34 protein-coding genes are annotated in these 22,302 nt (G+C 31.4%); all 34 read left to right on the top strand.

Annotated elements, in window-relative coordinates; all coding sequences use genetic code 11:
- The first annotated feature begins 32 nt into the window (after positions 1–32).
- The 34 genes from BAOM_RS13810 (at position 33) to BAOM_RS13660 (ending at position 22,285) form a co-directional block, all read left to right on the top strand.
- Positions 33–392, top strand: coding sequence for a hypothetical protein (locus tag BAOM_RS13810; protein WP_127760750.1), 360 nt, complete (start codon positions 33–35; stop codon positions 390–392).
- Positions 393–421: 29 nt separating this feature from the next.
- On the top strand, positions 422–673 hold the full coding sequence (locus tag BAOM_RS13805; RefSeq protein WP_127760749.1) for a hypothetical protein: 252 nt from the start codon (positions 422–424) through the stop codon (positions 671–673).
- Positions 674–693: 20 nt separating this feature from the next.
- Positions 694–1,311, top strand: a complete 618-nt coding sequence (locus tag BAOM_RS13800; RefSeq protein WP_127760748.1) for a DUF4230 domain-containing protein — start codon at positions 694–696, stop codon at positions 1,309–1,311.
- 29 nt (positions 1,312–1,340) lie between these two features.
- Positions 1,341–1,532 (top strand): hypothetical protein, encoded by a 192-nt coding sequence (locus BAOM_RS13795; RefSeq protein ID WP_127760747.1) that lies wholly within the window; start codon positions 1,341–1,343, stop codon positions 1,530–1,532.
- Positions 1,533–1,602: 70 nt separating this feature from the next.
- A complete protein-coding gene (locus BAOM_RS13790; RefSeq protein ID WP_257467324.1) occupies positions 1,603–1,902 on the top strand; it encodes a DNA ligase LigA-related protein in 300 nt (99 codons plus the stop codon).
- Positions 1,892–2,080, top strand: coding sequence for a hypothetical protein (locus BAOM_RS13785; protein ID WP_127760745.1), 189 nt, complete (start codon positions 1,892–1,894; stop codon positions 2,078–2,080). Before BAOM_RS13790 ends, BAOM_RS13785 begins: the two co-directional genes overlap by 11 nt.
- 90 nt (positions 2,081–2,170) lie before the next feature.
- Positions 2,171–2,341 carry a hypothetical protein gene (locus BAOM_RS24450; RefSeq protein WP_164853226.1) on the top strand — a complete coding sequence of 57 codons (171 nt, stop codon included), beginning with the start codon at positions 2,171–2,173 and terminating at the stop codon, positions 2,339–2,341.
- A 59-nt stretch (positions 2,342–2,400) separates the two neighbouring features.
- Positions 2,401–2,766, top strand: a complete 366-nt coding sequence (locus tag BAOM_RS13780; RefSeq protein WP_127760744.1) for a hypothetical protein — start codon at positions 2,401–2,403, stop codon at positions 2,764–2,766.
- A gap of 36 nt (positions 2,767–2,802) precedes the next feature.
- Entirely contained in the window at positions 2,803–3,114 is a 312-nt protein-coding gene (locus BAOM_RS13775; RefSeq protein ID WP_127760743.1) for a hypothetical protein, read from the top strand.
- Between the two features lie 33 nt (positions 3,115–3,147).
- The gene (locus BAOM_RS13770) at positions 3,148–3,360 is read left to right on the top strand and encodes a hypothetical protein (RefSeq protein WP_127760742.1); all 213 of its coding nucleotides are present in this window, start codon (positions 3,148–3,150) and stop codon (positions 3,358–3,360) included.
- Positions 3,361–3,596: 236 nt separating this feature from the next.
- A complete protein-coding gene (locus BAOM_RS13765) occupies positions 3,597–3,815 on the top strand; it encodes a hypothetical protein (RefSeq protein ID WP_127760741.1) in 219 nt (72 codons plus the stop codon).
- A gap of 28 nt (positions 3,816–3,843) precedes the next feature.
- The gene (locus BAOM_RS13760) at positions 3,844–4,050 is read left to right on the top strand and encodes a hypothetical protein (RefSeq protein WP_127760740.1); all 207 of its coding nucleotides are present in this window, start codon (positions 3,844–3,846) and stop codon (positions 4,048–4,050) included.
- A gap of 46 nt (positions 4,051–4,096) precedes the next feature.
- Positions 4,097–4,387 carry a hypothetical protein gene (locus BAOM_RS13755; RefSeq protein WP_127760739.1) on the top strand — a complete coding sequence of 97 codons (291 nt, stop codon included), beginning with the start codon at positions 4,097–4,099 and terminating at the stop codon, positions 4,385–4,387.
- Positions 4,388–4,405: 18 nt separating this feature from the next.
- Positions 4,406–4,537 carry a hypothetical protein gene (locus tag BAOM_RS25140; protein WP_257467323.1) on the top strand — a complete coding sequence of 44 codons (132 nt, stop codon included), beginning with the start codon at positions 4,406–4,408 and terminating at the stop codon, positions 4,535–4,537.
- A 76-nt stretch (positions 4,538–4,613) separates the two neighbouring features.
- On the top strand, positions 4,614–4,919 hold the full coding sequence (locus tag BAOM_RS13750) for a hypothetical protein (protein ID WP_127760738.1): 306 nt from the start codon (positions 4,614–4,616) through the stop codon (positions 4,917–4,919).
- 162 nt (positions 4,920–5,081) lie between these two features.
- Positions 5,082–6,029: a hypothetical protein gene (locus BAOM_RS13745; RefSeq protein ID WP_127760737.1), complete on the top strand. Its 948-nt coding sequence runs from the start codon at positions 5,082–5,084 to the stop codon at positions 6,027–6,029.
- 90 nt (positions 6,030–6,119) lie between these two features.
- On the top strand, positions 6,120–7,109 hold the full coding sequence (locus BAOM_RS13740; RefSeq protein WP_127760736.1) for an ATP-binding protein: 990 nt from the start codon (positions 6,120–6,122) through the stop codon (positions 7,107–7,109).
- 73 nt (positions 7,110–7,182) lie between these two features.
- Complete coding sequence (locus BAOM_RS13735) at positions 7,183–7,656, top strand: hypothetical protein (RefSeq protein WP_127760735.1); 474 nt, start codon at positions 7,183–7,185, stop codon at positions 7,654–7,656.
- Between the two features lie 61 nt (positions 7,657–7,717).
- Positions 7,718–9,217, top strand: coding sequence for a DnaB-like helicase C-terminal domain-containing protein (locus BAOM_RS13730; RefSeq protein ID WP_164853225.1), 1,500 nt, complete (start codon positions 7,718–7,720; stop codon positions 9,215–9,217).
- A gap of 52 nt (positions 9,218–9,269) precedes the next feature.
- Positions 9,270–10,406 (top strand): HNH endonuclease, encoded by a 1,137-nt coding sequence (locus tag BAOM_RS13725; protein ID WP_127760733.1) that lies wholly within the window; start codon positions 9,270–9,272, stop codon positions 10,404–10,406.
- 14 nt (positions 10,407–10,420) lie between these two features.
- Entirely contained in the window at positions 10,421–11,521 is a 1,101-nt protein-coding gene (locus tag BAOM_RS13720) for a hypothetical protein (RefSeq protein WP_127760732.1), read from the top strand.
- Positions 11,518–13,224, top strand: coding sequence for a DHH family phosphoesterase (locus tag BAOM_RS13715; protein ID WP_127760731.1), 1,707 nt, complete (start codon positions 11,518–11,520; stop codon positions 13,222–13,224). The genes BAOM_RS13720 and BAOM_RS13715 overlap by 4 nt, the downstream gene beginning before the upstream one ends.
- 60 nt (positions 13,225–13,284) lie before the next feature.
- Entirely contained in the window at positions 13,285–17,184 is a 3,900-nt protein-coding gene (locus BAOM_RS13710; protein ID WP_257467322.1) for a PHP domain-containing protein, read from the top strand.
- A gap of 179 nt (positions 17,185–17,363) precedes the next feature.
- Positions 17,364–18,053: an HNH endonuclease gene (locus BAOM_RS13705; protein ID WP_127760730.1), complete on the top strand. Its 690-nt coding sequence runs from the start codon at positions 17,364–17,366 to the stop codon at positions 18,051–18,053.
- 49 nt (positions 18,054–18,102) lie between these two features.
- On the top strand, positions 18,103–18,465 hold the full coding sequence (locus BAOM_RS13700) for a hypothetical protein (protein ID WP_127760729.1): 363 nt from the start codon (positions 18,103–18,105) through the stop codon (positions 18,463–18,465).
- Between the two features lie 58 nt (positions 18,466–18,523).
- Entirely contained in the window at positions 18,524–18,832 is a 309-nt protein-coding gene (locus tag BAOM_RS13695) for a 3D domain-containing protein (protein ID WP_127760728.1), read from the top strand.
- A 1-nt stretch (position 18,833) separates the two neighbouring features.
- Positions 18,834–19,457, top strand: a complete 624-nt coding sequence (locus BAOM_RS13690) for a DUF3310 domain-containing protein (RefSeq protein WP_127760727.1) — start codon at positions 18,834–18,836, stop codon at positions 19,455–19,457.
- Positions 19,458–19,715: 258 nt separating this feature from the next.
- Positions 19,716–19,871 carry a hypothetical protein gene (locus BAOM_RS24445; protein WP_164853224.1) on the top strand — a complete coding sequence of 52 codons (156 nt, stop codon included), beginning with the start codon at positions 19,716–19,718 and terminating at the stop codon, positions 19,869–19,871.
- A 180-nt stretch (positions 19,872–20,051) separates the two neighbouring features.
- Positions 20,052–20,378, top strand: coding sequence for a hypothetical protein (locus tag BAOM_RS13685; protein ID WP_127760726.1), 327 nt, complete (start codon positions 20,052–20,054; stop codon positions 20,376–20,378).
- A 174-nt stretch (positions 20,379–20,552) separates the two neighbouring features.
- A complete protein-coding gene (locus BAOM_RS13680; RefSeq protein WP_127760725.1) occupies positions 20,553–20,735 on the top strand; it encodes a hypothetical protein in 183 nt (60 codons plus the stop codon).
- A gap of 46 nt (positions 20,736–20,781) precedes the next feature.
- Positions 20,782–21,279 carry a DNA N-6-adenine-methyltransferase gene (locus BAOM_RS13675; RefSeq protein WP_127760724.1) on the top strand — a complete coding sequence of 166 codons (498 nt, stop codon included), beginning with the start codon at positions 20,782–20,784 and terminating at the stop codon, positions 21,277–21,279.
- Between the two features lie 22 nt (positions 21,280–21,301).
- Positions 21,302–21,520: a hypothetical protein gene (locus BAOM_RS13670; RefSeq protein WP_127760723.1), complete on the top strand. Its 219-nt coding sequence runs from the start codon at positions 21,302–21,304 to the stop codon at positions 21,518–21,520.
- A gap of 37 nt (positions 21,521–21,557) precedes the next feature.
- Positions 21,558–22,052 (top strand): hypothetical protein, encoded by a 495-nt coding sequence (locus BAOM_RS13665; RefSeq protein ID WP_127760722.1) that lies wholly within the window; start codon positions 21,558–21,560, stop codon positions 22,050–22,052.
- Between the two features lie 41 nt (positions 22,053–22,093).
- Positions 22,094–22,285: a hypothetical protein gene (locus BAOM_RS13660; protein WP_127760721.1), complete on the top strand. Its 192-nt coding sequence runs from the start codon at positions 22,094–22,096 to the stop codon at positions 22,283–22,285.
- The last annotated feature ends 17 nt before the right edge of the window (positions 22,286–22,302 follow it).

Here is a 22,302-nt window from a genome sequence, read left to right as displayed (position 1 = left end):
GATGAATTCGATAAAAAAGGAGAGATGATTAAATGAATCAAATTACAAAAGAGGCGTTATTGTTTTTAGAAAAAGCTAAAAAAGGATTTGAGGAAAATAAAGAATGGACTACATACAGAGATGAAGAAGAGAATTTCATTGCGTTGAGAACTGGAATGTTTGAAGATTGTATTACTGTTTACGAACTAAGTAATCCAGTGGGTATTTTTACAGAACAATTAACACGTCAAAATAATAAAGTAATTGACTATGATGATTACGGACGATTAAAAGAGATCGAGAAGACGATGAATGAACTTAGATATTATCTAAATAAAGACAGTCATTTTACAAGTCTTAATGAGCTTTACTTGTACATAAAAGATACTTTAAATGAACTAGAAAGAAAATAAAAGGTCAATTTTATAAGGAGGGCGATATCTTGTTTAATTGGATTGCTGAAGAGAATAAATGGATAAAGAAAAACGTTCCTTCATTTATAAAGGTAAGGAAAGATTATATTAATACTTTTTTAAATGAAGATGTTAAGGAATTGCCTTATGTCGGGAATGGTTTTAATTCAGATGGTGAAATGTGGATTACTATAAACGTTTTGAGTCGAGATATAGATATTCCAATAGTCATCTTAGGGGATTTGATTGATAATTACGAGCAGGTGTTTTCGGAAGACTAATAAGGAAAGAGGGAATTTGAATGTTATGGACGTTCAAAAAATTCCTTATTAAAGCCTTACTAGTAGTCGCAGCCTTATTTTTAGCATTTAACGTACTTAATTTACATAAGGAAAATCAGAATAAAGTGGAAGTTATAAAGCAAACCGAAGAAGTAAAAAGTTCTACATATATAATTGATAAAGAAATGGTTCTAGGGAAGCTGAAAATGAACCCACAAATTGTTTCTCTAGAACAAAAGTTTTCAGATAAAGACACTCAGGTTGATGACAGTTGGCTAGGAGAAAGACATGTAGAACTTAAAGTAAAAGGTAAGTTTAAGTTAGGTATAAATACAAGTGAAATTGAATTGAAACATATCGATTTAACGAATAGGATTGTATACCTAAAGCTAGGAAAACCGACACTTATTAGCTTAGAATTGCCATACAATCAAGTAAAATTTGAAAAGACACAAGGATTCTTTAGGTTAGCATTAGATGAAAAGGAACGAGAGAATTTCTACATAGCAACAGAAAAGAGCATTAGAAATGAAATATTACATAATAAAGAAATAATGAAGCAAGCTAACTTATTTAACCAAGCTGTAATCAGTGGTTTATTAAAGGAAATGGGAGTTAAGAGTGTTATATTTGAATGATTAATAAAATTACATAAGGATGTGCTGATATGAGCTTTATAGAAGAAGCAACCGAAGCGTTTAAAGATTCATTAAAAGGTTACGGAGCCTCTGAATTATTCATTAAAAATGCTATAGCTTCATTTATAACAGGAGTTGCAGTAGGATCTTTGATTAACTCTAGTGAGGATTTACAAGAAGAAATGATCAATACAATCTTAAATGGAGAAATCATTAATTAACTCTATTACATAGTAAAACTCGTCAGAATATAGTTTGTTTAAATTAGAAGTAGCGGTTAGGGGATTGGTGATGAATGAAATAGAGGAGTTAATACAAAGGAGAAGACGACAGGTTCTTGTGAATAGCTATTTGTATTATCAAATGAACATGAACCTCATTGACGATCATACTTATGATAAGTGGTCGAAAGAGTTAAGTGAATTACAACAGAAATATCCTCAAGAATCTAAGAATGTGAAGTTTTATTATGAAGAATTTGAGGACTTCGATGGATCAACGGGCTACCATTTACCAAAGGACGAATGGCTGCATGATTTATGTTTTAGATTATTAACTGAACACAAGAGGAGGAAGGAAGATGGAATTTAAACAAGGTGATACGCTAATTTCAAGTTACACTGACACAGTTAATAAGGTGACAGAGAATAAGCTGTATACGGTGGATAAAGTTAATGAGGAAGGCTTCTGTATTGTTAATGACGATGGTGTAGAGGTGTATCCTAATGAATCTAGTTTCACGAAGTTGGAGTTCAATGGAATTTTTTAAGGGGTGTCTCATTGCGCTTCCTGTCGGGATATTGTTTTGGGCATTGATTATATGGGGAATTATGAAGTTGTTTAACTAGGAGGATGATACATGAAGAAAAGTAAAATTGAGATTGCTGCTATGACAGTGATAGGATTTGTAACTATCAGCATGATCGCCACGCTTGTATTGTATGGTTTTGTAGGAATTAAGCTTATTAATAACCCGGAGGTATTTGGAGAATGGTTTGCTAAATTAGTTGAAGGATTCAATAAAGAGTAAATTTATAGATTAAAATGGTGATTTTATTAGATGAAATTACATAAAGGGAGTGTATTAAGATGAGTGAATGGTTAACTATTGGTAAGTTGGTTGATCAATTAAATGTTGGTGAAATAGCTGAATGTAGTGACGGTAAAAGCTATGTGACAGTTACAGAAGAGGGACATTTTAGTTTTTGCGATAAGAATGGTCATCATAGATGTTTTCTTGACTTTTATGCAACTAAACCTAATAGAGAAAGAATGTATAGAATAGTTCCTAATTATGTAACTTTAGATGAAGCTATAGCTGCGTATCAGGATGGTAAAACAATAGTTTCATATTGGAGAGGTTCTACTATGGAGTTCACAAAGAAAGCAGAATGTGATAAATGGACAGTATGCAGTGGTCGATTTTTCGATGGGAAATGGACAATTAAAGATTAAGATATAACAAGTATTTTATAGGAATAGAGGTGTGTCATGAAAAAATTACTTACATTACTTTTTGCTACTTCATTATTAGCAGCTTGTAGTAACAGTGAACAAGGTAATAATGAAAAACTTATAAAAGTAGATAATATTGAGGTTGTAAAAGTCGAAAATGGGGGATGTAGTCGCTTTGGTTGTAATAACTTTGTAACCTTTAAAAAAGGAGATACATCTTTGAGAATGAGCGTATCTACAAATTTAGTGGAAGCAGTTACAAAAGGAGCTGTTTTGGATATATCATATGATCCAGAAAATTTATATGTTGAGAAATATATGTTTAGTGATTTTCAAGAATCGAAATAAATTCTTGGTTTTAATCGAAAGGAGGAAAAACAAATGAAAGGTGATTTATTTATCAACAAGGATCAAGTAATAAGTGCTACCCTATCAGCACCTGTCGCTCCAACCATCTTCTTTAAAGGTAAAGAAGATATTGAGATTTTGCGATTAGAGCCAAATGGAGATATTTTCATTCGTGGACGACTAGTTGAAAATGACAAACAAATTACAGACGGATTACGGCAGTTCTTATTAAGTCATGGATATTAATAAAAAGTAGGGAGGAATATTATGATGCCTTGGAAGTGTGATGATTGTGATTACGAGCTTACAGATAGTCTATTCGTAACTTACATTGAATGTCCTAAATGTGGCTCTGAAAACTTCTTTCATGGTTAGATGATTGAAGAGGATATTGAAGATTATAACATTTACGATGATGAGGACTAACACGGTTCGAACAAATTATGAGATAAAAATCTTGTTTTATAAAGGAGAGAGGTATTGTGGAAGAATTAGCAAATGGTGTAGAGAATGGTATTGAATATAAGGTAGTTTGGAAATATGGAGATTATGTCTATATAAATGTGAAAGATACGCTATCAAATAGAGAACAGTTATACGAATATAAACTGATACATAGACCTATTTTTGGTATTGATATAGCAGACCATGTAGAAATCAAAAAGAAATTAGATGAAATGATTGATATGGTTAGTAAATAAAAATTCTCTTTTATTCGAGGTGACATAAATGAATTTAAACGATGAGCAAATGTTAAGTGAAATAATTAGCTATTACAATGATTTTGATGGTGAGTTGGAAGAAAGTTTATTTAATTGGCTTGTTTCAAGATTTAAAGAGTTAAAAAAGGAAAATGAAGAGTTGAAAGTAGATATTACAAAAAGAGATGAACAAGATGAATATGACTATTGGGAATGGAGAAACGGTCAAGATTGATAAAAAGAGAAATATGAGATTCAATTAAGAAGGATGTGAATTAACAATGAGCGTAAAAGTAGAGTTTGACAATATTAGAGTATTGATCTTGAATATCTTAGAGAATCATCCAGAGGCTAGAGATAATGACACCCTACTATATTTAGAAGCTTGCAAGTACCTTGGAGCAAAAAGCATAGAGGACTTGGTTAAATTAAATCTAAGTATAATTTCTATACATAAAATGAGACAAGTGATTCAGAATAAAGAGGGTTTATTTAAGCCTTCTGAAGAAACTGAGAAAGCTAGAAGTAGAAGAAGAGTTGCAATTAAAGAGTATATGTCTAGATTAGGTTAAATGAGATTGGAGACAAACATGAATTGGTTTGATGTATGGAGTAAGGTGAAGTTTTACGGTGTAGCGTTAAATGTACTATTGATGATGTGGTATTTAGCAGCACTATCGTTTGTTGATCGTAAGAATAAAGTTAAAAAATTTAATAAATAAAATTACATAAAACTATTTACATAAATAAAATTATGTAGTATTATAAGTATATACCAAATGAACAGGTGGTGAGGAGATGAAGCTACTAGATTTAAATCATTCAGCTTTACAGATTTATAGAACGACAAAAGGTAATGAGGGAATCGGATTTACAGATGCAAAAAGGAAGCTAACGAGAAATGTGCAGCTTGCAATTAAGTTAAAAGAAACTAACAGTATTATAACATACAAATATGGTAATCTACTGATCAAAGTGAACAAAAAGAGAAATCGCATCGTTTGGATTCACAACTGGAAAGGTTATCGAGATAGTGAAGGTTGGGAAGAGAACGAATTCATGAAATACATACTGAATGAGGATTTAAGAATCAAAACTTCATAAATTAGTAGAAGGTGATGATTTGATGGTGAGAAGCCCACCAAAAACCATTGAAAAATAAGGGTTTTGAAGCACTAATTTTAAGTTAAAATGGATTTTTTATCAGAAGTACTCATTAAATGAAATTATAAAATTAAAATGGATATTATAGGAGGAATTATACATATGACAATTGAAAACACTTTACGCCAAGCAGATAACGAGGTAATCGTAGAAGGTTTGTTACAAGAGGTTCGCTTAGAAACAAGAAATACTACTGATGGTCGTGGATTTATTGGTGGAGAAATTGATATTGAAGTAAGCGAAGGTTCAGTACATACATTACGAGTGTTCAGTATGAAAGAAAAGAAAGATGGGTCTGAAAATGGCATTTACAAAGGATTATTAACAGTTAAAGAAGAATATGTATCAATTGCTAAAGTTGGTAGAGATGAAGCTGATAAAGTACGAATTACAGCAGGTCAATTAGGAGTTAATGATTATGTGGGTGGAGATGGACAGGTTAAAACTCATCCTCAACTATCAACAAACTTTATCAATCGTGTGCAAGCTAACGACACATTTGAACCTAAAGCAGAATTTGAAGTTGAAATGGTTATTCAATCTGTAGCCGAAGAAATGGATCGTGAAGGTGAAGAAACAGGTCGAGTTAAATTAAAAGGTTTTGTTCCTCAGTATGGAGGAGGAATTGCTCCACTTGAATTTGTAGCTGAAGGAGAAGGTGCAGAATATATTCGTGATACATACGAAAAAGGTCAAACAGTTAAAATTTATGGGGATATTGTCAATAAAGTTGAAATCACAAAAATTGAAGAAGCAGTTGGTTTTGGTAAACCGAAAGAAAAAATTAAACGTAACTTTGTACGTGAGTATTTAATCACAGGTGGTTCCGAGCCATACGAAGAAGAAAATGTGAATACATATGATGTAAAAGCTATTGGTAAAGCATTAACTGAGCGTGAAGTATACTTAGAAGGCTTAATTAAAAAAGCTGAAGAAAAAGCTAAGAACGGCAACAAACCTGCGAAGAAAGAAGAGAAAAAAGGATTTGGAAGTAAGCCTAAGAAGGAAGAAAAAACAATTGACATCAGTGATGATGACCTTCCATTTTAATAAGTAAAATTATAATTTGAATAAAAAGAGGAGAGGGTTTCTCTCCTCAATATTAATAAAACTAATAAGTAAATGGAGGAATTTTATAATATGACAACTTTCGATATCTTTAACCCTCAAATTTCAGTAGTAGCAAAAGGATTAGACGGAAAAATGATTTTGGTTTACGGTGATAATTCTACTGGTAAAACGAAACAAGCTACACGAATGAAAAAACCTTACTATCTTGGATTTGAAGCTGGTATTCGTGCAATTAGCGGTGTCCCTTTCCTACCTATTAATAAATGGAGTGACTTCAAAAAGATTAATAAGCAATTAACTGATCCTAAAACATTAGATCGAGCAAAAGATTTATACCAAACTATTATTTTTGATGAAGTATTCACCGCTGCCAAGTATTGCCAAGACTATTTATGTAAAAAACATGGAGTAGAAACAATTGGAGATGGCAACAACGGATATGGGTTGTGGAAAGAATATGAGAATGAGTTTTGGAGTGAGCTTGATAAGTTAATGAAAGCAGGATATACACTTCTATTTATCGGTCATATTCAAGAAACAAAAGAAGGTAAAATCATCCCTAAAGGCGATGCTCGCAGTATGCAACCTGTACGTGATAATGCAGATGTTGTAGCATACTTGACTCCGAACGGGATTGATGAAAATGGAAAAGTAATTAAATCATCTGCTTGGTTCGCACAAACTGATGAATTCTTTGCACGTTCACGTTTTGATTACATTGATACATATTTAGAAGAATTTACAGCAGAAAATCTAGAGAAAGTAATTGCTAAAGCGATTGAGCGTCAAGAAGAAGAAGAAGGTATTACGGCTGTTACATACGAAGAACAAAAAGAATCATTTGAGTCAGAAGAGTTAGTTTATGATGATTTGATGGCAAAAATTAAGAAGCTAGGCACTCAGCTTACTAAAGCAGGTAAACTTGAAGAATTACAAGAGGTTGTGGAGAAGCATCTTGGTGTAGATGCTAAAGTTACTGAATGCACAAAAGGACAGGTTGAAACAATGGCAGTAATTTTAGATGATCTAACAGATTTACTTGAAGATATTGAAGATTAATTAAAAAACTTAATTGGAGGGTAGGTAATATACTTACTCTCCTTCCTTTTATCATTAGGAGGTGTATTGATAAATGGGTAGAATGGTCAAATGTCCATACTGCGAGCAACAAGTTGATAAAGATGTTTCAGTGTCACATCAGAAACGTTACTATCATGAATTATGCTTTAAAACAATGAAACGTGAGCAAGATGATTATAAATCTCTAATGGACTACATAGTTGAATTATTTGGTGAAGATAAGCCTTTGATGCTATTGAAGAAGCAAGTTAAAGACTTAAAAGATGAAGGTTACAAATATAAAGGAATGGAATTAGCCCTCAAGTATTTTTTTGATACTTTAGGAAATCGAGTGAAAGAGAATACAGGGATTGGAATTATTCCGTACATATATGAGGATGCCAAAAATCACTATATTACAATCAAAAAAGTAGAGAATAGTACTGAAGGATTTAACACTGATATAAAAAAGAAAGTCGTGATTATAGAGTCTCCAAAACAAACTTTTCAAAAAAAATCAAAATCAATAGATATTGAGTCATTATGAACGAGGTGAAAAAATGTCATTAATATGCAAAAGATCAATCTTTCAGATACTAGGGAATTTAATGAAAAAACCATCTTTACTACACGATAATAAATACAACTTTCAAAAAGATGATTTCACATCTGAAGGAGAGTCATCCTTTTATGTTATTATATTTGCAGCCATTAACAATCTGTATGATCAAGGCATCGAACAAATTGACTTAATGATGATTGATACATTCTTAAGTAGTTACGATGTTCAATATAAAATTTTCAGCGACAATAAAGGACTAGAGTATTTAGAAAGTGGTATTGAGAAAGCAAGCATGAAGAATTTTGATTATAGCTATAATCGTTTAAAAAAATTCAGTTTGCTAAGAACATATAAACGCAATGGATTTGATATTTCAGAATTATATGATGAATCAGTTTTTGCTCCAAAAGAGTCTGAATCAATGATTGAGGAATTTGATAAATTAACTATCGATGAAATGATTGCACATTTTGATAAAAAACTTTTAGAAATATCTAGTCAATTTTCTAAAAGTGAAGAAACTAAAACGATTCATGCTTCATCTAATGCAAAGCAATTATTACAAAAATTTAAAGAGAAGCCCGACTATGGTATTTCTATGATCGGTGATATACAGAATACTATTTTCAGAGGAGCGAAATTAAAATCATTAGGATTGCGTTCTGCACCTTCTAACTTAGGTAAAACTCGTATTGCACTTGGCGAAGCAACTGATATGGCAATTGATGAGATATATGATTTAAAGAAAAATGAATGGGTAAGTAATAATAATGCTGAAAATGTTCTTTTTATTAGCACAGAAATTGAAGGAGATGCTCTTCAAAGTACAATATTGGCATACATATCAGGTGTTCCAGAGAGAAAAATTAAAGACGGGGCAACAAATCAAGAAGAAGATAAAAGATTAAATAAAGCAGTGGAAATACTTGAAAGAAGTAGTTTTTGGATTGAGTATATTCCTGACTTTGATACACAACTAATTGAAAACAAGATTAAGCAACATATTATTGAAAATCAAGCACAGTATATCTATTTTGACTATTTGCATATTAGTATGAGTATTTTAGAAGAGCTTGCTAATGCATCAAAAGGAATGAAATTACGTGAAGATATGGTTTTATTTATGTTTATGAATAGACTTGATCAAATTAGAAAAAGGTACAATGTCTATATTCAAACTGCTACACAAGTAAACGGAGACTGGAAAAATAGCGAAAATGCAGACAGTACAGTACTGAGAGGCTCAAAAGCCATTGCCGACAAAGCTACAAGAGGGATTATTGCTTTATCTCCCACAAGTAAAGATTTGAAGTCAATTGACCCAATCCTAAAAAAAGGATTCCATCCTGAGCCGAATGTTGTTTATCACATTTATAAAAATCGTGAAACTGAATATAAGGATTGTAAACTTTGGTTATACATAGATTACGATACAATGAGACAAGAGGAATTATTTTTAACTAAAAATGATTATACATTAATTGATATCAAACCAACTGAAATACAAAGTAAGACTGCACCAGTAAACAAAGAATATGATTTTTGATTAGTATACATATATTTAGATTAATACAAAAGAAGGATATCGAGGTGATTAAATGGCAAAGTTTACAGATGATGAAATTAAGGGAATTTTAAAACAATATAACTTACAAATATTGGATGGTGAAGTTTATAAAAACAATAATACTAGTTTTACCTGTGTAACAAATGAAGGATACATGGTCAATATAAGAATTGGTGATTTAAAAGCTGGTAAAAAACCAAGACCTTTTCACACAAAGAATCAGTATACTATTGAAAATATTAAAATGTGGTTAAAAATGAATGATGATAATTATGAATTATTGTCCACAGAGTACGCAGGATGTGGCAAGTATTTAATTTGGAAGAAAAAAGGAAGTGATAAACCATTTGAGATGAATTGGAGGAATTTTCAAACAGGTTATAGAGATAGAGCGACTATGAAAGAAACGATGTCAAAAAAGAAAAGGAAACCACTGGAGATAGTTAAAAACGAAATTGATGATATTTTAAAAAAAGAAATATTCAAAGGTTGGAACATAAATACAGAAGAATTAAATAAATACAAAAACGCCCATACTAGATTACTATTTAATCATGTAGATGGATATAAGGTAGTGTGTACATTAGATGCTTTTCGTAGATTAAAAACAGGATTTCAATTTTTAAACATGAGCGAACCAGATTTATCAATTAACAATATTTCTATTTTTATTGATAAAAACACACCTTATAAATTTAAAGAAGGGCAAATATATCAAGGCAATCATTCTGAGTATATATTTATTTGTGAAGAACATGGGGAATTTAAGTCAATACTAAGAAATGTATTTTTTAGGAAAAAAGGATGCTCAAAATGTGATCTTGAAAGAAGAAAAGGTGAGACAAGTCCGAATTACAATCACGATTTAACAGAAGAAGAAAGGCAAATGAGAAGAGAATATCCTGAATATAAGCAATGGAGAAAGCAAGTTTACGAAAGAGATAACTATACATGTCAATGTTGCGGTAAAACGAATACAGAGTTAAATGCACATCATAAAGATAGCTACCACTGGTGCAAAGAGCGAAGAACGGATGTATCAAATGGTGCTACATTATGCGAAGAGTGTCATAATGAATTTCATTCAGTTTATGGACTTAGAGATAATACTGAATCTCAATATACTGAATTTATAACCATTATAAAAAACAGCACAATTCCTATTTAAGTGGGTGACACCCAATGAAATTAGATAAAGAACTTATCAAAAATAGTTTAACTGTAGATGAAATTAATAAAATACTATTAGACTTAGGTAGTGAAGAACCTAAAAAGGATAAAGAAGGGAATCCAATCTTCACTACCGTATGCCATGGTGGAAACAGTCATAAACTCTACTATTATCAAGATTCAAAGCAGTTTCATTGCTATTCAGGTTGTCAGGAAAGTGTAGATGTATACTCTCTTATAGCCAAGGTGAAGAAACTAACCTTTCCAGAAGATTTTCCAAAAACTGTTCAATATGTAGCTAATTTAACAGGGAAGAGATTTGGCTACAGTGCAGCAAATACAATTCAAAGTAATAAAATTGATGATTGGGATTGGTTAAGTAAATTCCAACGAAAAGATAAGCCTAAAGTAGAGTTAAATACATATGATGACAAAGTATTAGAAATGTTTCTGAAATATCCTCATGAAGAATGGCTAGATGATGGCATTAGTGCAGAAACAATGAAGAAGTATGAAATTAGCTATCATGTCACACAAAATAAAATTGTGATACCTCAACGATCAATTACAAATGAGTTGCTAGGCGTAAGGGGGCGAGCATTGAATCAAGAGGATGTTGAAACAGGTAAAAAATATATGCCATTAACCATTGAAGGCAAAACATATTCAACCATGAGTTTTTATAGTTTGTATGGATTGAATCATACACAACACGCTATTAAAAGAATCAAAAAGGTTATCATTTTTGAAGATGAAAAATCAGTATTGAAATGTGAGGATTATTTTGGAGAGGATAACTTTGCGGTAGCTACATATGGTTCTAATTTAAGTGATTATCAAGTTAATTTATTGTTATCTTTAGGTATTGAAGAAGTATTTATAGCAAGAGATAAAGAGTATGAAGATCCTGAGAGTGAAGAGGCTTATCGTTATTCGGATAAGCTGCTACGACAAGCTATGAAATTTACTCCTTTTGTTAGAACGTATATATTGTTTGATAAGTGGGACTTACTAGGATACAAGTGTAGCCCTGCTGATCGTGGAAAAGAAGTTTTACTGGAATTAATGAAGAATAAATATGAAGTAACAACAGTTGAGGAGGAATGTATTTGAAGTATAAGTTAATAGGTGAAAATCATTTTATGAATCCAATTGAAACTATATTACGCAACAGAGGGATTGACGACATTCAATCCTTTTTACATACAAGTGAGAAGGATATAATACACTGGAATAAACTTAGGAATATTGAAAAAGCAGTCGAATGTATGATTTCCCATATCGAGAAAAAGAATAAAATATTTATTCAAGTAGACAGTGATTGTGATGGCGTTTCGTCAAGTGCTATTTTAATTAATTATCTTAGAGTAGTATTCCCTAATATAGAAATAGAATGGAATATGCATGATGGCAAGCAGCATGGGGTTATTCTAGAACATGTTCCTGATGATGCCGATTTAGTTGTTATCCCTGATGCAGGATCAAATCAATATAGAGAGCATAGACAACTAAAAGAAAAGGGAATTGATGTAATTGTTTTAGATCACCATGAATGTGAAAAAGAATCAGAATATGCAATTGTAGTTAATAATCAAATGTCACCTGATTATTCAAATAAAGCTCTCTCTGGAGCTGGTGTCACATATAAATTCTGTAAGGCATTAGATTCTAAATTAGGAATCGATATTGCAGATAATTATTTGGACTTGGTTTCATTAGGGAATATAGGGGATATGATGGACTTACGTTCACTTGAAACAAGATATTATGTATTAAAAGGACTTAAGCAAATTAAAAATTTATTTTTGCAAGCACTATATGAAAAACAGTCTTTTTCAACAAAAGGAATTATAAATATTATTAATACACAATTCTATGTAGTTCCATTGATTAATGCCAATATTCGCACAGGAAATTTACAAGAAAAACTGCAAATGATGAACGCTTTTTTGGAGTCTAAGGAGTTAATTTATAATACTAGAAAAAAAGAATCAGAAACTATTCATGTCGCTACCGCAAGACTCTTAACAAATGTAAAAGCAAGACAAGGGAGAATACGTGATAAGAATGTGGCAGCCATTGAAGAGAAGATTGCAGAAAAGAATCTTTTAGATAATAAACTCCTAATCGTTGAGGTTGGTAGTATATTAGATAAAAATTTAACGGGACTCGTAGCAAATAGTCTTGCAAAAAAATACAAACGTGGAACACTACTACTAAGATATAATAAGGAAACAGGTATTTTAAACGGCTCTGGACGTGGATATGATAAAGGGGTAATCAAAGATTTACGACAACTCCTGTTAGAAACAGAAAAGTTTATTTATGTAGAAGGACATGGTAACGCACACGGTATTTCAATAGAAGCTAAAAACTTGATTGAAGCGAATGAAATTATCAATGAGAAATTAAAAGATGTAGAAATTGACGTTGGATTTCACGAGGTTGATTTTATCGTCCCATCAAAACAACTCAAGCCAAAGTTTATTAAAGAGTTACATTCACTTAGAGACAACTGGGGTTATAAAGTAGAAGAACCTCTAATAGCAATTAGCGATATTGAGGTAAATAAAGATGAAGTATACATAAATGGATCAAAGAAAAACACTTTAAAGTTTACATGCAAAGGAATTGAATTTATTAAATTCTTTAGTAGCGAATCTGAATGGGAATCAATTGTTAATCAAGGAGAAAGATTAGTAATTGATGTAATAGGTAAATGTTCACTAAACGAATATCAAGGTAAAAAGACAGCTCAAATTCTTATTGAAGATTATGAAGTGGCTAAAGTCAAAGAAAAAGAATTTGTTTTTTAATTGCAATAAGTAAAATTATATAATATAATTAAGGTATAAATAAAAAGGAGGGATAATCAGTTGAGCTACTTCTCAGTACATAATCACAGTATGTATTCTAATATTCGTTTAATTGACGCTCTGAATAGACCAGAAGAGTTAATATCTTACGCAAATGAAATTGGACTTAATGGTATTTGTTTATCTGATCATGAATGCTTATCAGGTCATGTTAAGTTTATTCAGGCATACAAGGAAATGAAAAAGGAGGGTAAACTGTCTGATGGGTTTAAAATAGGATTAGGCAATGAAATTTACCTAGTGAAAGAAGATTCGTTAGAGGAATTGAAAGAGAATTATTCAAATAAAAACCCTAATACTAAATTCTATCATTTTCTGCTATTAGCAAAAGACTTTCAAGGGTACGAACAATTAAAAATCTTGAGTAGCACAGCATGGGAAAACTTGTTTAAAACAGGGTTCATGGAACGAGTGCCAACTTTTAAAGATAAGTTAAAAGAGGTTGTTCAAGGAGGACATGTGGTTGCAACAACTGCATGTCTCGGTGGAGAATTGCCTCAAGTTATCTTAAAGTTAATCGATGCAGAAGAAAATGGCGGAGAAGTAGTAAAATTTAAAAGAGAGATTAATGACTTTATAAAATATTGTGTAGATGTATTTGGTAAAGAAAATTTCTTTTTTGAGATTCAACCTTCAAACAATAAACAACAAAAAGTAGTAAATAAAAAATTAATTGAGTTATCTAAAGTTTACGAGATTGATTATATTGTTGCTACAGATGGTCACTACCTTAAAAAAGAAGATAGGTACGCTCATAAAGTTTATTTGCAAAGTCAAGATGGAGAAAGAGAAGTAGATGATTTTTATGATGCTACATATATCATGAGTGAAGATGAAGTTAGAGAAAATCTTAAAGATCATTTATCAGAAGAGGAAATTGACATAGCTTTTAAAAATACACTGAAAATACATAATATGATTGATATATTTGATCTCAAGAAAGACACAGCTATTCCTCATGCTGGTATCCCTAATTTTGAAGTTAAACACATCTTTGCGCCCGCATATCAAAAATTCAATTATATTGAAAAATTTGCAAATAGTGAGTATGAGATAGATCAATATTTATTGGCTTTAATCGAAGAAGGGTTTAACAGCTATATTAACAATGATAATTTAACAAGAGAATACTTCTATACAGTTATGGAGCGTATCAATACAGAACTAAGAGAGTTATGGCTTATTTCCGAAAGACTTGGGGATAGAATGTCTTCTTATTATGTGTTGACTAAGCAAGTTGTTGATATCATTTGGACAAAAGGCGATTCTTTAGTTGGAGTGTCACGAGGTTCAGCAGCAGGATATTTGCTAAATTTCTTAATTGGTATTACACAAATCAACCCCTTAGATTATGACTTGCCTCATTTTAGACACCTTACAGCAGAGCGTCCTGAATTACCTGATATAGACTTAGATTCAGAGCAAAATAAACGACAACAGATTCTTGAAGCAATGAAAGAAGTGTTTGGTCAAAAGCAAGTTTTAAATATCGCTACATTTGGTACAGAAGGTAGTAAAAGTGCTTTATTATCAGCTTGTCGTGGAATGGGTATTGATGTAGACGAAGCTTCCCATATGACGACTTTAATCCCTATTGAGCGTGGATTTAACTGGAGTTTATCAGATTGTTATTTTGGCAAAGAGGAAAAAGGAAGGAAGCCGATTACTGAATTAGTAAACCTTGTAGAGAAACATGATGGTTTGAAGGAAATATCATTAAGAATTGAAAACCTTGTTAATAAACGTTCTATCCATGCTTCAGGAGTATATATTTACAACGAAGAATATACAAAACATAATGCAATGATGCGATCTAGCTCTGGTCAACCAACTACTCAATTTGATATGGGCGACAGTGATTATATGGGGAATCTGAAGATTGATATGCTAACTGTGCAAGGAATTGATAAAATTAGAACTTGCATGGACTTGCTCTTAAATGATGGATACATTGAATGGAAGGAAACATTAAGAGACACCTATAATGCTTATTTACATCCTTCTAAACTTAACTACACTAACAAGAAAATGTGGAGTAAAGTTGGTAAAAATGAAATCCCCGACCTTTTTCAATTTGACACTCAAGTTGGTTTACAGTGTGCTCAAAAAGTTAAGCCTGAAAGCGTAACTGAATTAGCAGTTGCAAACTCTTTGATGAGGCTAATGTCAGATGGAGATTTGCAGCCTGTAGATAAATATGTGTTACATAAAAACAATCCTGATATATGGATTAAAGAAATGGAAGATTACGGTTTAAATAGTGGTGAAATTATAGTATTAAGAAAACATTTAGATGAAGTATATGGAGTTTCTGATTCACAAGAAAGCATCATGTTGTTATCTATGGATGAAAATATTTCTAATTTTGATGTCATTGAATCCAATAAACTTAGAAAAGGTGTAGCCAAAAAGCTAGAGGAAGTATTAAAGAAAGTTAAAGAAGATTTTTTTGAAAAGGGTAAGAAATATTCGAGTGAAAATATGCTGAACTATGTTTGGAATACTCAAATCCTACCACAAGCAGGGTACAGTTTTTCACGATTGCATAGTGCAGGTTATTCTCTCATCGCCTTACAACAAATGAATTTAGCGTATTTTTATCCTTCCGTATATTGGAATACATCATGTTTAACTGTTAACGCTGGAGCTAATGAAGATAACGATAATAATAAAGCAACTCAATATGGAAAAATCGCCTCAGCAATTGGATCAATGAAAAACAGAGGAATTAAAGTGTCTCTACCGGATATCAATAAAGCTGAATTCGGCTTTAAGCCAGATGCAGAAAACAATACAATTATCTTCGGATTAAAGGGGATGAATGGCGTTGGGGATGATCTTGTACATTTAATTATCTCTAATCGTCCATATACATCATTTGATGATTTCTTAATTAGAATGTTTGATACCAAACTAGTCAAACAAGCACAAATTGTTCAATTGATTAAAGGTGGCTGTTTTGATTCTTTCGGTGATAGAAAAGACATCATGAAGAAGTTTATCGAACATACATTTGAACCGAAGAAACAATTGAATATGCAAAATATGAAAATGTTGGTTAGTAATGGATTTATACCTGATGAATACAATTTAAATGTACGCCTGTATAATTTTAAAGCTTATATATCAAAGAAAGTACACGAGACTGTTACAAAGCCTAAAGATAAACTATTCCTTCTTGATGAGGTGTCTATTCCGTTTTTTGAACAACATTTTACTGATAATCCGATTGTAGATATGGTTGATGGAAGACCCGTAGTTTCTGAAAAGCTATTCAATAAAGAATATGATAAGTTGATGATCAATCTAAAGGAATGGATGTCTAAACCTGAAACATTAGATTATATTAATGAAGAATTACTAACTACTGAATATGAACCGTATGAGTGTGATTCATTAAGTAAATGGGAGATGGATGCATTATCTTATTATTATCATGAGCATGAATTAGTTCATGTAGATAAAGATAAGTATGACATCAGTAATTTCTTTGAGTTACCTGAAACTCCTATTGTAACAAAAGAATACATATCTCGTGGGATTCCACGTCAAGAATATCAGTTAAGTAGAATAGCCGGAACTGTACTTGATAAGGATAAAAATAAACATACAGTAACCATTTTAACTACTGATGGAGTGGTAACTGTGAAGATGTACGGAGGCAGCTTCGGATTTTACAATAAACAAATCTCAAGACCAATCTCCAAAGATAAAAAAGAAGTATTAGAAGGCTCATGGTTTACACGAGGTAACATGCTTTTATTCACAGGATTCAGACGTGGAAATCAGTTTATCCCTAGAAAGTATCGTGATTCTATCTACAGACACACTATTAGTAAGATTGATCACGTATATGAAGATGGTAAATTAGATTTAACTACGGAACGTGTAGAGGTATAAATCTATGAAAACTTACATAAATAAAATTATAAAATGCTCATTAGATGTATTGACTTGGGTGGTAATAGTTGGTATACTTACATTAATCACATATCTTATATCCACCTACACTAACTGGCTTAACTAGTAGATTAAAAGATTCCCCCTCAATAAAGAGGGGGTGAAAGGAGATAATTAAGATGGATTCTGTTGAAATGGAATTAAAAGTTTGTAAAGTGTGTGAATTAGAGAAACCTTTGACAGAATTTTATACGCAAAATAAAACAAGGAAAGATGGAACTGAATACATATATTATCGTCCAGATTGTAAAGAGTGTACACAAAACAAATCGATGAAATGGGCTAAAGATAACATTGAAAGACATAGACAATTACAAAAGAAGTCTAATAGCACCCCAAGAGTCAGAGAGCTTAGAAGAGGATATAGTAAACGCCAAAGAGACAGTGGGTACACAAAATCATATTATCATAAGAACAAAGAACAACTTAGGGAATATAATAAAAATAAATTAATGAATAAAACTCATAAAATATCCAATGAAGAGTGGGAAAATTGCAAGAATTATTTTAACTATAGGTGTGCTTATTGTGGTTTAGCAATTGAAAATCACTACATAAAATTCAATGGTGAAATTAGATTAGGTGATTTTGCAAGAGAACACGTAGATGATGAAGGTGTGAACGATTTAAGTAATTGCGTACCTTCGTGTAAAAGTTGCAATAGTCAAAAATCAACATTTACATTAGAAGAATGGCTTGACATTAACGCTAGAGGTTTTAATGAGCAAAAATATAATAAAATTATTAAATGGATATCAGAGGACTTCATGAAATATATCGAAAGTGTTCATGTTGATGAAATTATATAATACAACTGAGAGGTGATGGAAGCCGTTGATATTATAAGACGGTGAGAATATGAGGAAAAATACATTAGTCATTGGCGGAATTGTTGCTGCATTATTAACTACAAATGGAGTTACAGCTTACAAGTACAATAAAGATATTAATAGTTTAGAAAGTAAATTACATAATAAAACGGAACAGTTGAGTGAACTAAGTGGCGAATACTTAAAATTGAGCAAAGTGTCTGATCAACAGTCTAATAAAATTCAGAGCTTATCAGATAAAGTGTATAGATTGAATGATAAAAACACTGTATTGACAACTAAATTTAACAATTTAAATAAGAAAGTCAAGAAACAAGAAAATACTATTACTGTTTTAAAGCAAGAATTAGAGCAAGCGAAGAAACGAAACAAAGAGTCACCGCATCCCTAGTGCAACATCTGATAGCAATGTAAATAAAATTAACGAAAGTGGAATTAAAACGCTAACTATGGAGTTATCATTCTATACGAATCATCCTTCGGAGAATGGTAGTTGGGGTGCTATTACTAAGAGTGGGTATGATATATCCAATACAACTACATATCAAGGAATGAAAATAGTTGCTGCTGATACCAACTTACTCCCTTTGTATTCAATTATAAACATTGAAGGGTTCGGCAAAGCGATTGTATTGGACACAGGATCATATATCATTGGAAATCGGTTAGACGTGCTAGTCGGTAGTCAAAGTGATGCTAGGAAACTAGGGAGGTACAATGAAGAAGTGCAAGTGTTGAGATATGGAAAGGAGAAATAATATGACAGATTACAAAATTGATGAAGTAGCAGTCATTAACACTAAGAGTAGAGACTTGTCAGAATACAATGGTGAACGTGTTCTTATTGTAGATAAATTATTAGATCATCTACAATCTGACTATGAAGTTAAATTTAGTTGGGGAGAAAAAGTAAAAGTTAGAGCTGATGAATTAACTCCAATTAAAGATAAATATAAATACTTAAAGTTAAAAGTAGGAGATGATATCGGATTACTTTATGAAAATGAAGATAAAGTTAGGGTATCTAAAATTGATTGGATTAATGAGCAGGTTGAAATTCAATACGATAATGAGAATTTTAAAGTGGTTAAGTTGAGCGATGTTATTTTAGAAAATGATGCTGAATTGGAGTGGGTTAAAGTGACTGATAAGGTTGAAAACAAAGAAGATGTAGTTAATAATCCTTCACATTATAAATCTGGTGGAATTGAGACACTGGATTACATTAAGGCGAAAACTAAACCTGAAGCATTTCAAGGATTTCTTGTAGGAAATGTTATTAAGTATATTTCACGCTATGAACATAAGAATGGACTAGAAGATTTGAAGAAAGCTAAATTTTACTTAGACAAATTAATTACCGAAAAAGAATCTGTTAAATAATTATACATGTGATATACATAAAATGAGAAGATTTTCGACGGTAAGATAAAGTTTTATTCATTCTAATGAATATTAATAGAAAAGGAGAAAGTGAACTATGGGTATATTTTTAACAATTGCGTTTTTCTTGGTTAGTATTATGTATTTTTCTAAACCTAAACAATTTGATGCTCCGAATTGGTTGGTCGGTATATATGCTTTTACTCTGTCTTTGATGTATCTATTAGACGTATTGAAATAATTAAAAGGAGGATTAAAATGACTAAACTTGAGCAGTTACTCAATGAATACTTTAAAACTGAAAATCTCACACTTGATGAACAATTTGAGGATATGAAAGCAGCGTTATCCAGTTTAGAAATTGCGGATCAATTTCATGATTTTTCAAAATGGTTGAATAATAGATTAAAATAAGTTAAATTACATAATTAAAGATGAATCCTGATAAGGCTGACTAAACAACTGGTGATATATTATCAGGATTCATCTTTAAAATAACATATGAGACTACATAAGTGTTTGTGTTGATTGGAGGAATAGCCTTGGACGTATTAATCAAATTTACAGCTTCTTAGCTGAATTGGAGGAGTTAATATGGAAATCAAACAATTTGAAGGTTTTCGTTTCAGTGTGGATGATAGGGTTATTATAAAGGACACTGATACAGCAGGAGTAATTAGTCAATGCAGATATGAGATTGTGTCAAACAAGACAGGCGAACTTATTGTGGAAGAAAACTATATGGTTAAGTATGGAGGATATAGTCAAAAGAAATGTAAAGTAGATGAAATTAAGTATCAATATGGTATGGAACCTGAAGTGGAAAGAGTTGTACTAAGTGTATTGATCGATGTTGAATTAATGAGGAAGAACTTTGGTAGAGCTGCCATGTTAGATAAAGAGAGAAATGAAATTAGGTAAATACATAATATGTTGTAAGTGTATGAGTTTAAATGACTTATACACTTACAATGAAATAGAATTTTTAACTTGATTTTCTTTTGTCTAAATTATGAGACTTTAAAAAAGGAGATTATAAAATTAAAGAAAGTTATTATAATAGTAAATAAGAATTGCGATAAAGGAGAAATCAGAATGAATTTTAAAAAAGGCGACATTATTGGATATTGTAATGAATTTTTCGAAGTTGATACTAATTACGGTTCTAGCGGTTCCGTATGGGAAGTGAATGACAAATTTGAAAGAACTGGTGTATTTATTAACAATTTTCATTGGTCTGCTTATGGCGAAGATTGTAAATTAATAAAGAGTAATTAGTACTTAGAATTTTCATCGAATGATAAATTTAGGAGAGGGTGAATCAATGAGCGCAAGAGTAAAAGGAATGGGCGGTCATCAATCAGCTAAGATGATGAAAGATGAATGGCTTACACCACCAAATATAATTAAAGATTTAGGTGAGTTTGATCTTGATCCTTGCTCACCAATACATAGACCTTGGGACACTGCTAAACAACATTACAATATCTTAGATGACGGATTAAATAAGGATTGGTTTGGAAGAGTGTGGTTAAATCCTCCTTATGGGAAAGAAGCTGTAAAATGGTTAGATAAATTATCAATACATAATAATGGAATAGCGTTAATATTCGCAAGAACTGAAACAGAAATGTTCTTTAGTCAAGTATGGGAAAAGGCAGATGCAGTATTATTTTTCAAAGGTAGATTATATTTTCATCATGTAAATGGCGAACGAGCTAGAGCTAATGCAGGTGCACCTTCAGTATTAATAGCATATGGAAAAGAGAATGTAGAAGCATTGGAAAGAGTTAGTGAGTGGGGTAAATTAGTTAAATTATAAAATACATAAAGGGTTTGATAAAATGAATAAAGAAAAATTAAAGGAATTTATAAGAGAATTAAACAGATTGCAAGAAAAGCATGGAATTTACATTTCGGCTGGTTATGATGAAATGATAGATTATAACTGGGATGAGGAACCTTATGTAAGTGGCGTACAATCTTACCTTGTTTTCTCTGATAAAGAAGGGAACGAGAAAACATTAGATGATCTAGATATCGATGATCTTGCTGATATCTAATAAAGTAATAATTTTATTAGAAAGGAAAGTGAAAATAATGAAAGAAAAAACATTAAGACAACAGTATCCTAAACTTTATGCTGTATGGTCTGTAATGAAGCAAAGGTGTAATAATAAAAATTCAAAACCTTATAAAAACTATGGCGAAAGAGGAATTAAAGTTTGTGAAGAATGGAATAATTCATTTGATTCATTCTGTAAATGGGCTTTGGATAATGACTATGTTATTGGAATGACTTTAGATCGAACAGATAACGATGGAAACTACGAACCTGACAATTGTAGATGGATAACTCATGCGGAACAACAAATGAATAAACAGGCACAAGCATATGCAACAATAGATGGAGTCACTAAAAGAGTTCATGAATGGTGTAAAGAATACAATATTAATTATCAAACAGTAAACACAAGATATTGGACATATGGTTGGGATTGGGAAAAGGCTATTAAAACTCCAGTTCAATCGAGAAGTAATCCAACAGGGTATAAATTAAAAAGGAAACATCTAAGAGATAAATCAAATGCATGATATAATCAGGTTTTTAACTGAAAAAAGAAGGGAGAATATTAATGAAAATTTCTTACTTAGAAAGTGATACTTGGAAAATTGAAAGTGAAAAAGGTGAAGAAGTATTTATCGGATCGGGTTTTTCAAATATATATGAACTTAAAAAGAAATATTTAGAAATAGCTGAATTAAACTTTGATCAAGAAGTAGATAGGCTTATCAAAGCTGCAATTGCCATGAGAAACATACAATAATATCTGTCTTTTAAAGG

Source organism: Peribacillus asahii (assembly GCF_004006295.1).
GTDB classification, from domain to species: domain Bacteria; phylum Bacillota; class Bacilli; order Bacillales; family DSM-1321; genus Peribacillus; species Peribacillus asahii_A.
This window is presented reverse-complemented; position numbering and strand designations above follow the sequence as displayed.

What these genes read in the sequence shown, in the direction of transcription:
- BAOM_RS13690 (WP_127760727.1), top strand. Translation starts at nt 18,834, where the DNA reads ATGACAGATTACAAAATTGATGAAGTAGCAGTCATTAACACTAAGAGT.
- BAOM_RS24445 (WP_164853224.1), top strand. Translation starts at nt 19,716, where the DNA reads ATGACTAAACTTGAGCAGTTACTCAATGAATACTTTAAAACTGAAAAT.
- BAOM_RS13735 (WP_127760735.1), top strand. Translation starts at nt 7,183, where the DNA reads ATGGGTAGAATGGTCAAATGTCCATACTGCGAGCAACAAGTTGATAAA.
- BAOM_RS13685 (WP_127760726.1), top strand. Translation starts at nt 20,052, where the DNA reads ATGGAAATCAAACAATTTGAAGGTTTTCGTTTCAGTGTGGATGATAGG.
- BAOM_RS13660 (WP_127760721.1), top strand. Translation starts at nt 22,094, where the DNA reads ATGAAAATTTCTTACTTAGAAAGTGATACTTGGAAAATTGAAAGTGAA.
- BAOM_RS13705 (WP_127760730.1), top strand. Translation starts at nt 17,364, where the DNA reads ATGGATTCTGTTGAAATGGAATTAAAAGTTTGTAAAGTGTGTGAATTA.
- BAOM_RS13770 (WP_127760742.1), top strand. Translation starts at nt 3,148, where the DNA reads ATGAAAGGTGATTTATTTATCAACAAGGATCAAGTAATAAGTGCTACC.
- BAOM_RS13810 (WP_127760750.1), top strand. Translation starts at nt 33, where the DNA reads ATGAATCAAATTACAAAAGAGGCGTTATTGTTTTTAGAAAAAGCTAAA.
- BAOM_RS13730 (WP_164853225.1), top strand. Translation starts at nt 7,718, where the DNA reads ATGAAAAAACCATCTTTACTACACGATAATAAATACAACTTTCAAAAA.
- BAOM_RS13680 (WP_127760725.1), top strand. Translation starts at nt 20,553, where the DNA reads ATGAATTTTAAAAAAGGCGACATTATTGGATATTGTAATGAATTTTTC.
- BAOM_RS13755 (WP_127760739.1), top strand. Translation starts at nt 4,097, where the DNA reads ATGAGCGTAAAAGTAGAGTTTGACAATATTAGAGTATTGATCTTGAAT.
- BAOM_RS13665 (WP_127760722.1), top strand. Translation starts at nt 21,558, where the DNA reads ATGAAAGAAAAAACATTAAGACAACAGTATCCTAAACTTTATGCTGTA.
- BAOM_RS13785 (WP_127760745.1), top strand. Translation starts at nt 1,892, where the DNA reads ATGGAATTTAAACAAGGTGATACGCTAATTTCAAGTTACACTGACACA.
- BAOM_RS24450 (WP_164853226.1), top strand. Translation starts at nt 2,171, where the DNA reads ATGAAGAAAAGTAAAATTGAGATTGCTGCTATGACAGTGATAGGATTT.
- BAOM_RS13780 (WP_127760744.1), top strand. Translation starts at nt 2,401, where the DNA reads ATGAGTGAATGGTTAACTATTGGTAAGTTGGTTGATCAATTAAATGTT.
- BAOM_RS25140 (WP_257467323.1), top strand. Translation starts at nt 4,406, where the DNA reads ATGAATTGGTTTGATGTATGGAGTAAGGTGAAGTTTTACGGTGTAGCG.
- BAOM_RS13720 (WP_127760732.1), top strand. Translation starts at nt 10,421, where the DNA reads ATGAAATTAGATAAAGAACTTATCAAAAATAGTTTAACTGTAGATGAA.
- BAOM_RS13725 (WP_127760733.1), top strand. Translation starts at nt 9,270, where the DNA reads ATGGCAAAGTTTACAGATGATGAAATTAAGGGAATTTTAAAACAATAT.
- BAOM_RS13790 (WP_257467324.1), top strand. Translation starts at nt 1,603, where the DNA reads ATGAATGAAATAGAGGAGTTAATACAAAGGAGAAGACGACAGGTTCTT.
- BAOM_RS13745 (WP_127760737.1), top strand. Translation starts at nt 5,082, where the DNA reads ATGACAATTGAAAACACTTTACGCCAAGCAGATAACGAGGTAATCGTA.
- BAOM_RS13775 (WP_127760743.1), top strand. Translation starts at nt 2,803, where the DNA reads ATGAAAAAATTACTTACATTACTTTTTGCTACTTCATTATTAGCAGCT.
- BAOM_RS13800 (WP_127760748.1), top strand. Translation starts at nt 694, where the DNA reads ATGTTATGGACGTTCAAAAAATTCCTTATTAAAGCCTTACTAGTAGTC.
- BAOM_RS13675 (WP_127760724.1), top strand. Translation starts at nt 20,782, where the DNA reads ATGAGCGCAAGAGTAAAAGGAATGGGCGGTCATCAATCAGCTAAGATG.
- BAOM_RS13795 (WP_127760747.1), top strand. Translation starts at nt 1,341, where the DNA reads ATGAGCTTTATAGAAGAAGCAACCGAAGCGTTTAAAGATTCATTAAAA.
- BAOM_RS13760 (WP_127760740.1), top strand. Translation starts at nt 3,844, where the DNA reads ATGAATTTAAACGATGAGCAAATGTTAAGTGAAATAATTAGCTATTAC.
- BAOM_RS13740 (WP_127760736.1), top strand. Translation starts at nt 6,120, where the DNA reads ATGACAACTTTCGATATCTTTAACCCTCAAATTTCAGTAGTAGCAAAA.
- BAOM_RS13750 (WP_127760738.1), top strand. Translation starts at nt 4,614, where the DNA reads ATGAAGCTACTAGATTTAAATCATTCAGCTTTACAGATTTATAGAACG.
- BAOM_RS13670 (WP_127760723.1), top strand. Translation starts at nt 21,302, where the DNA reads ATGAATAAAGAAAAATTAAAGGAATTTATAAGAGAATTAAACAGATTG.
- BAOM_RS13695 (WP_127760728.1), top strand. Translation starts at nt 18,524, where the DNA reads ATGGAGTTATCATTCTATACGAATCATCCTTCGGAGAATGGTAGTTGG.
- BAOM_RS13700 (WP_127760729.1), top strand. Translation starts at nt 18,103, where the DNA reads ATGAGGAAAAATACATTAGTCATTGGCGGAATTGTTGCTGCATTATTA.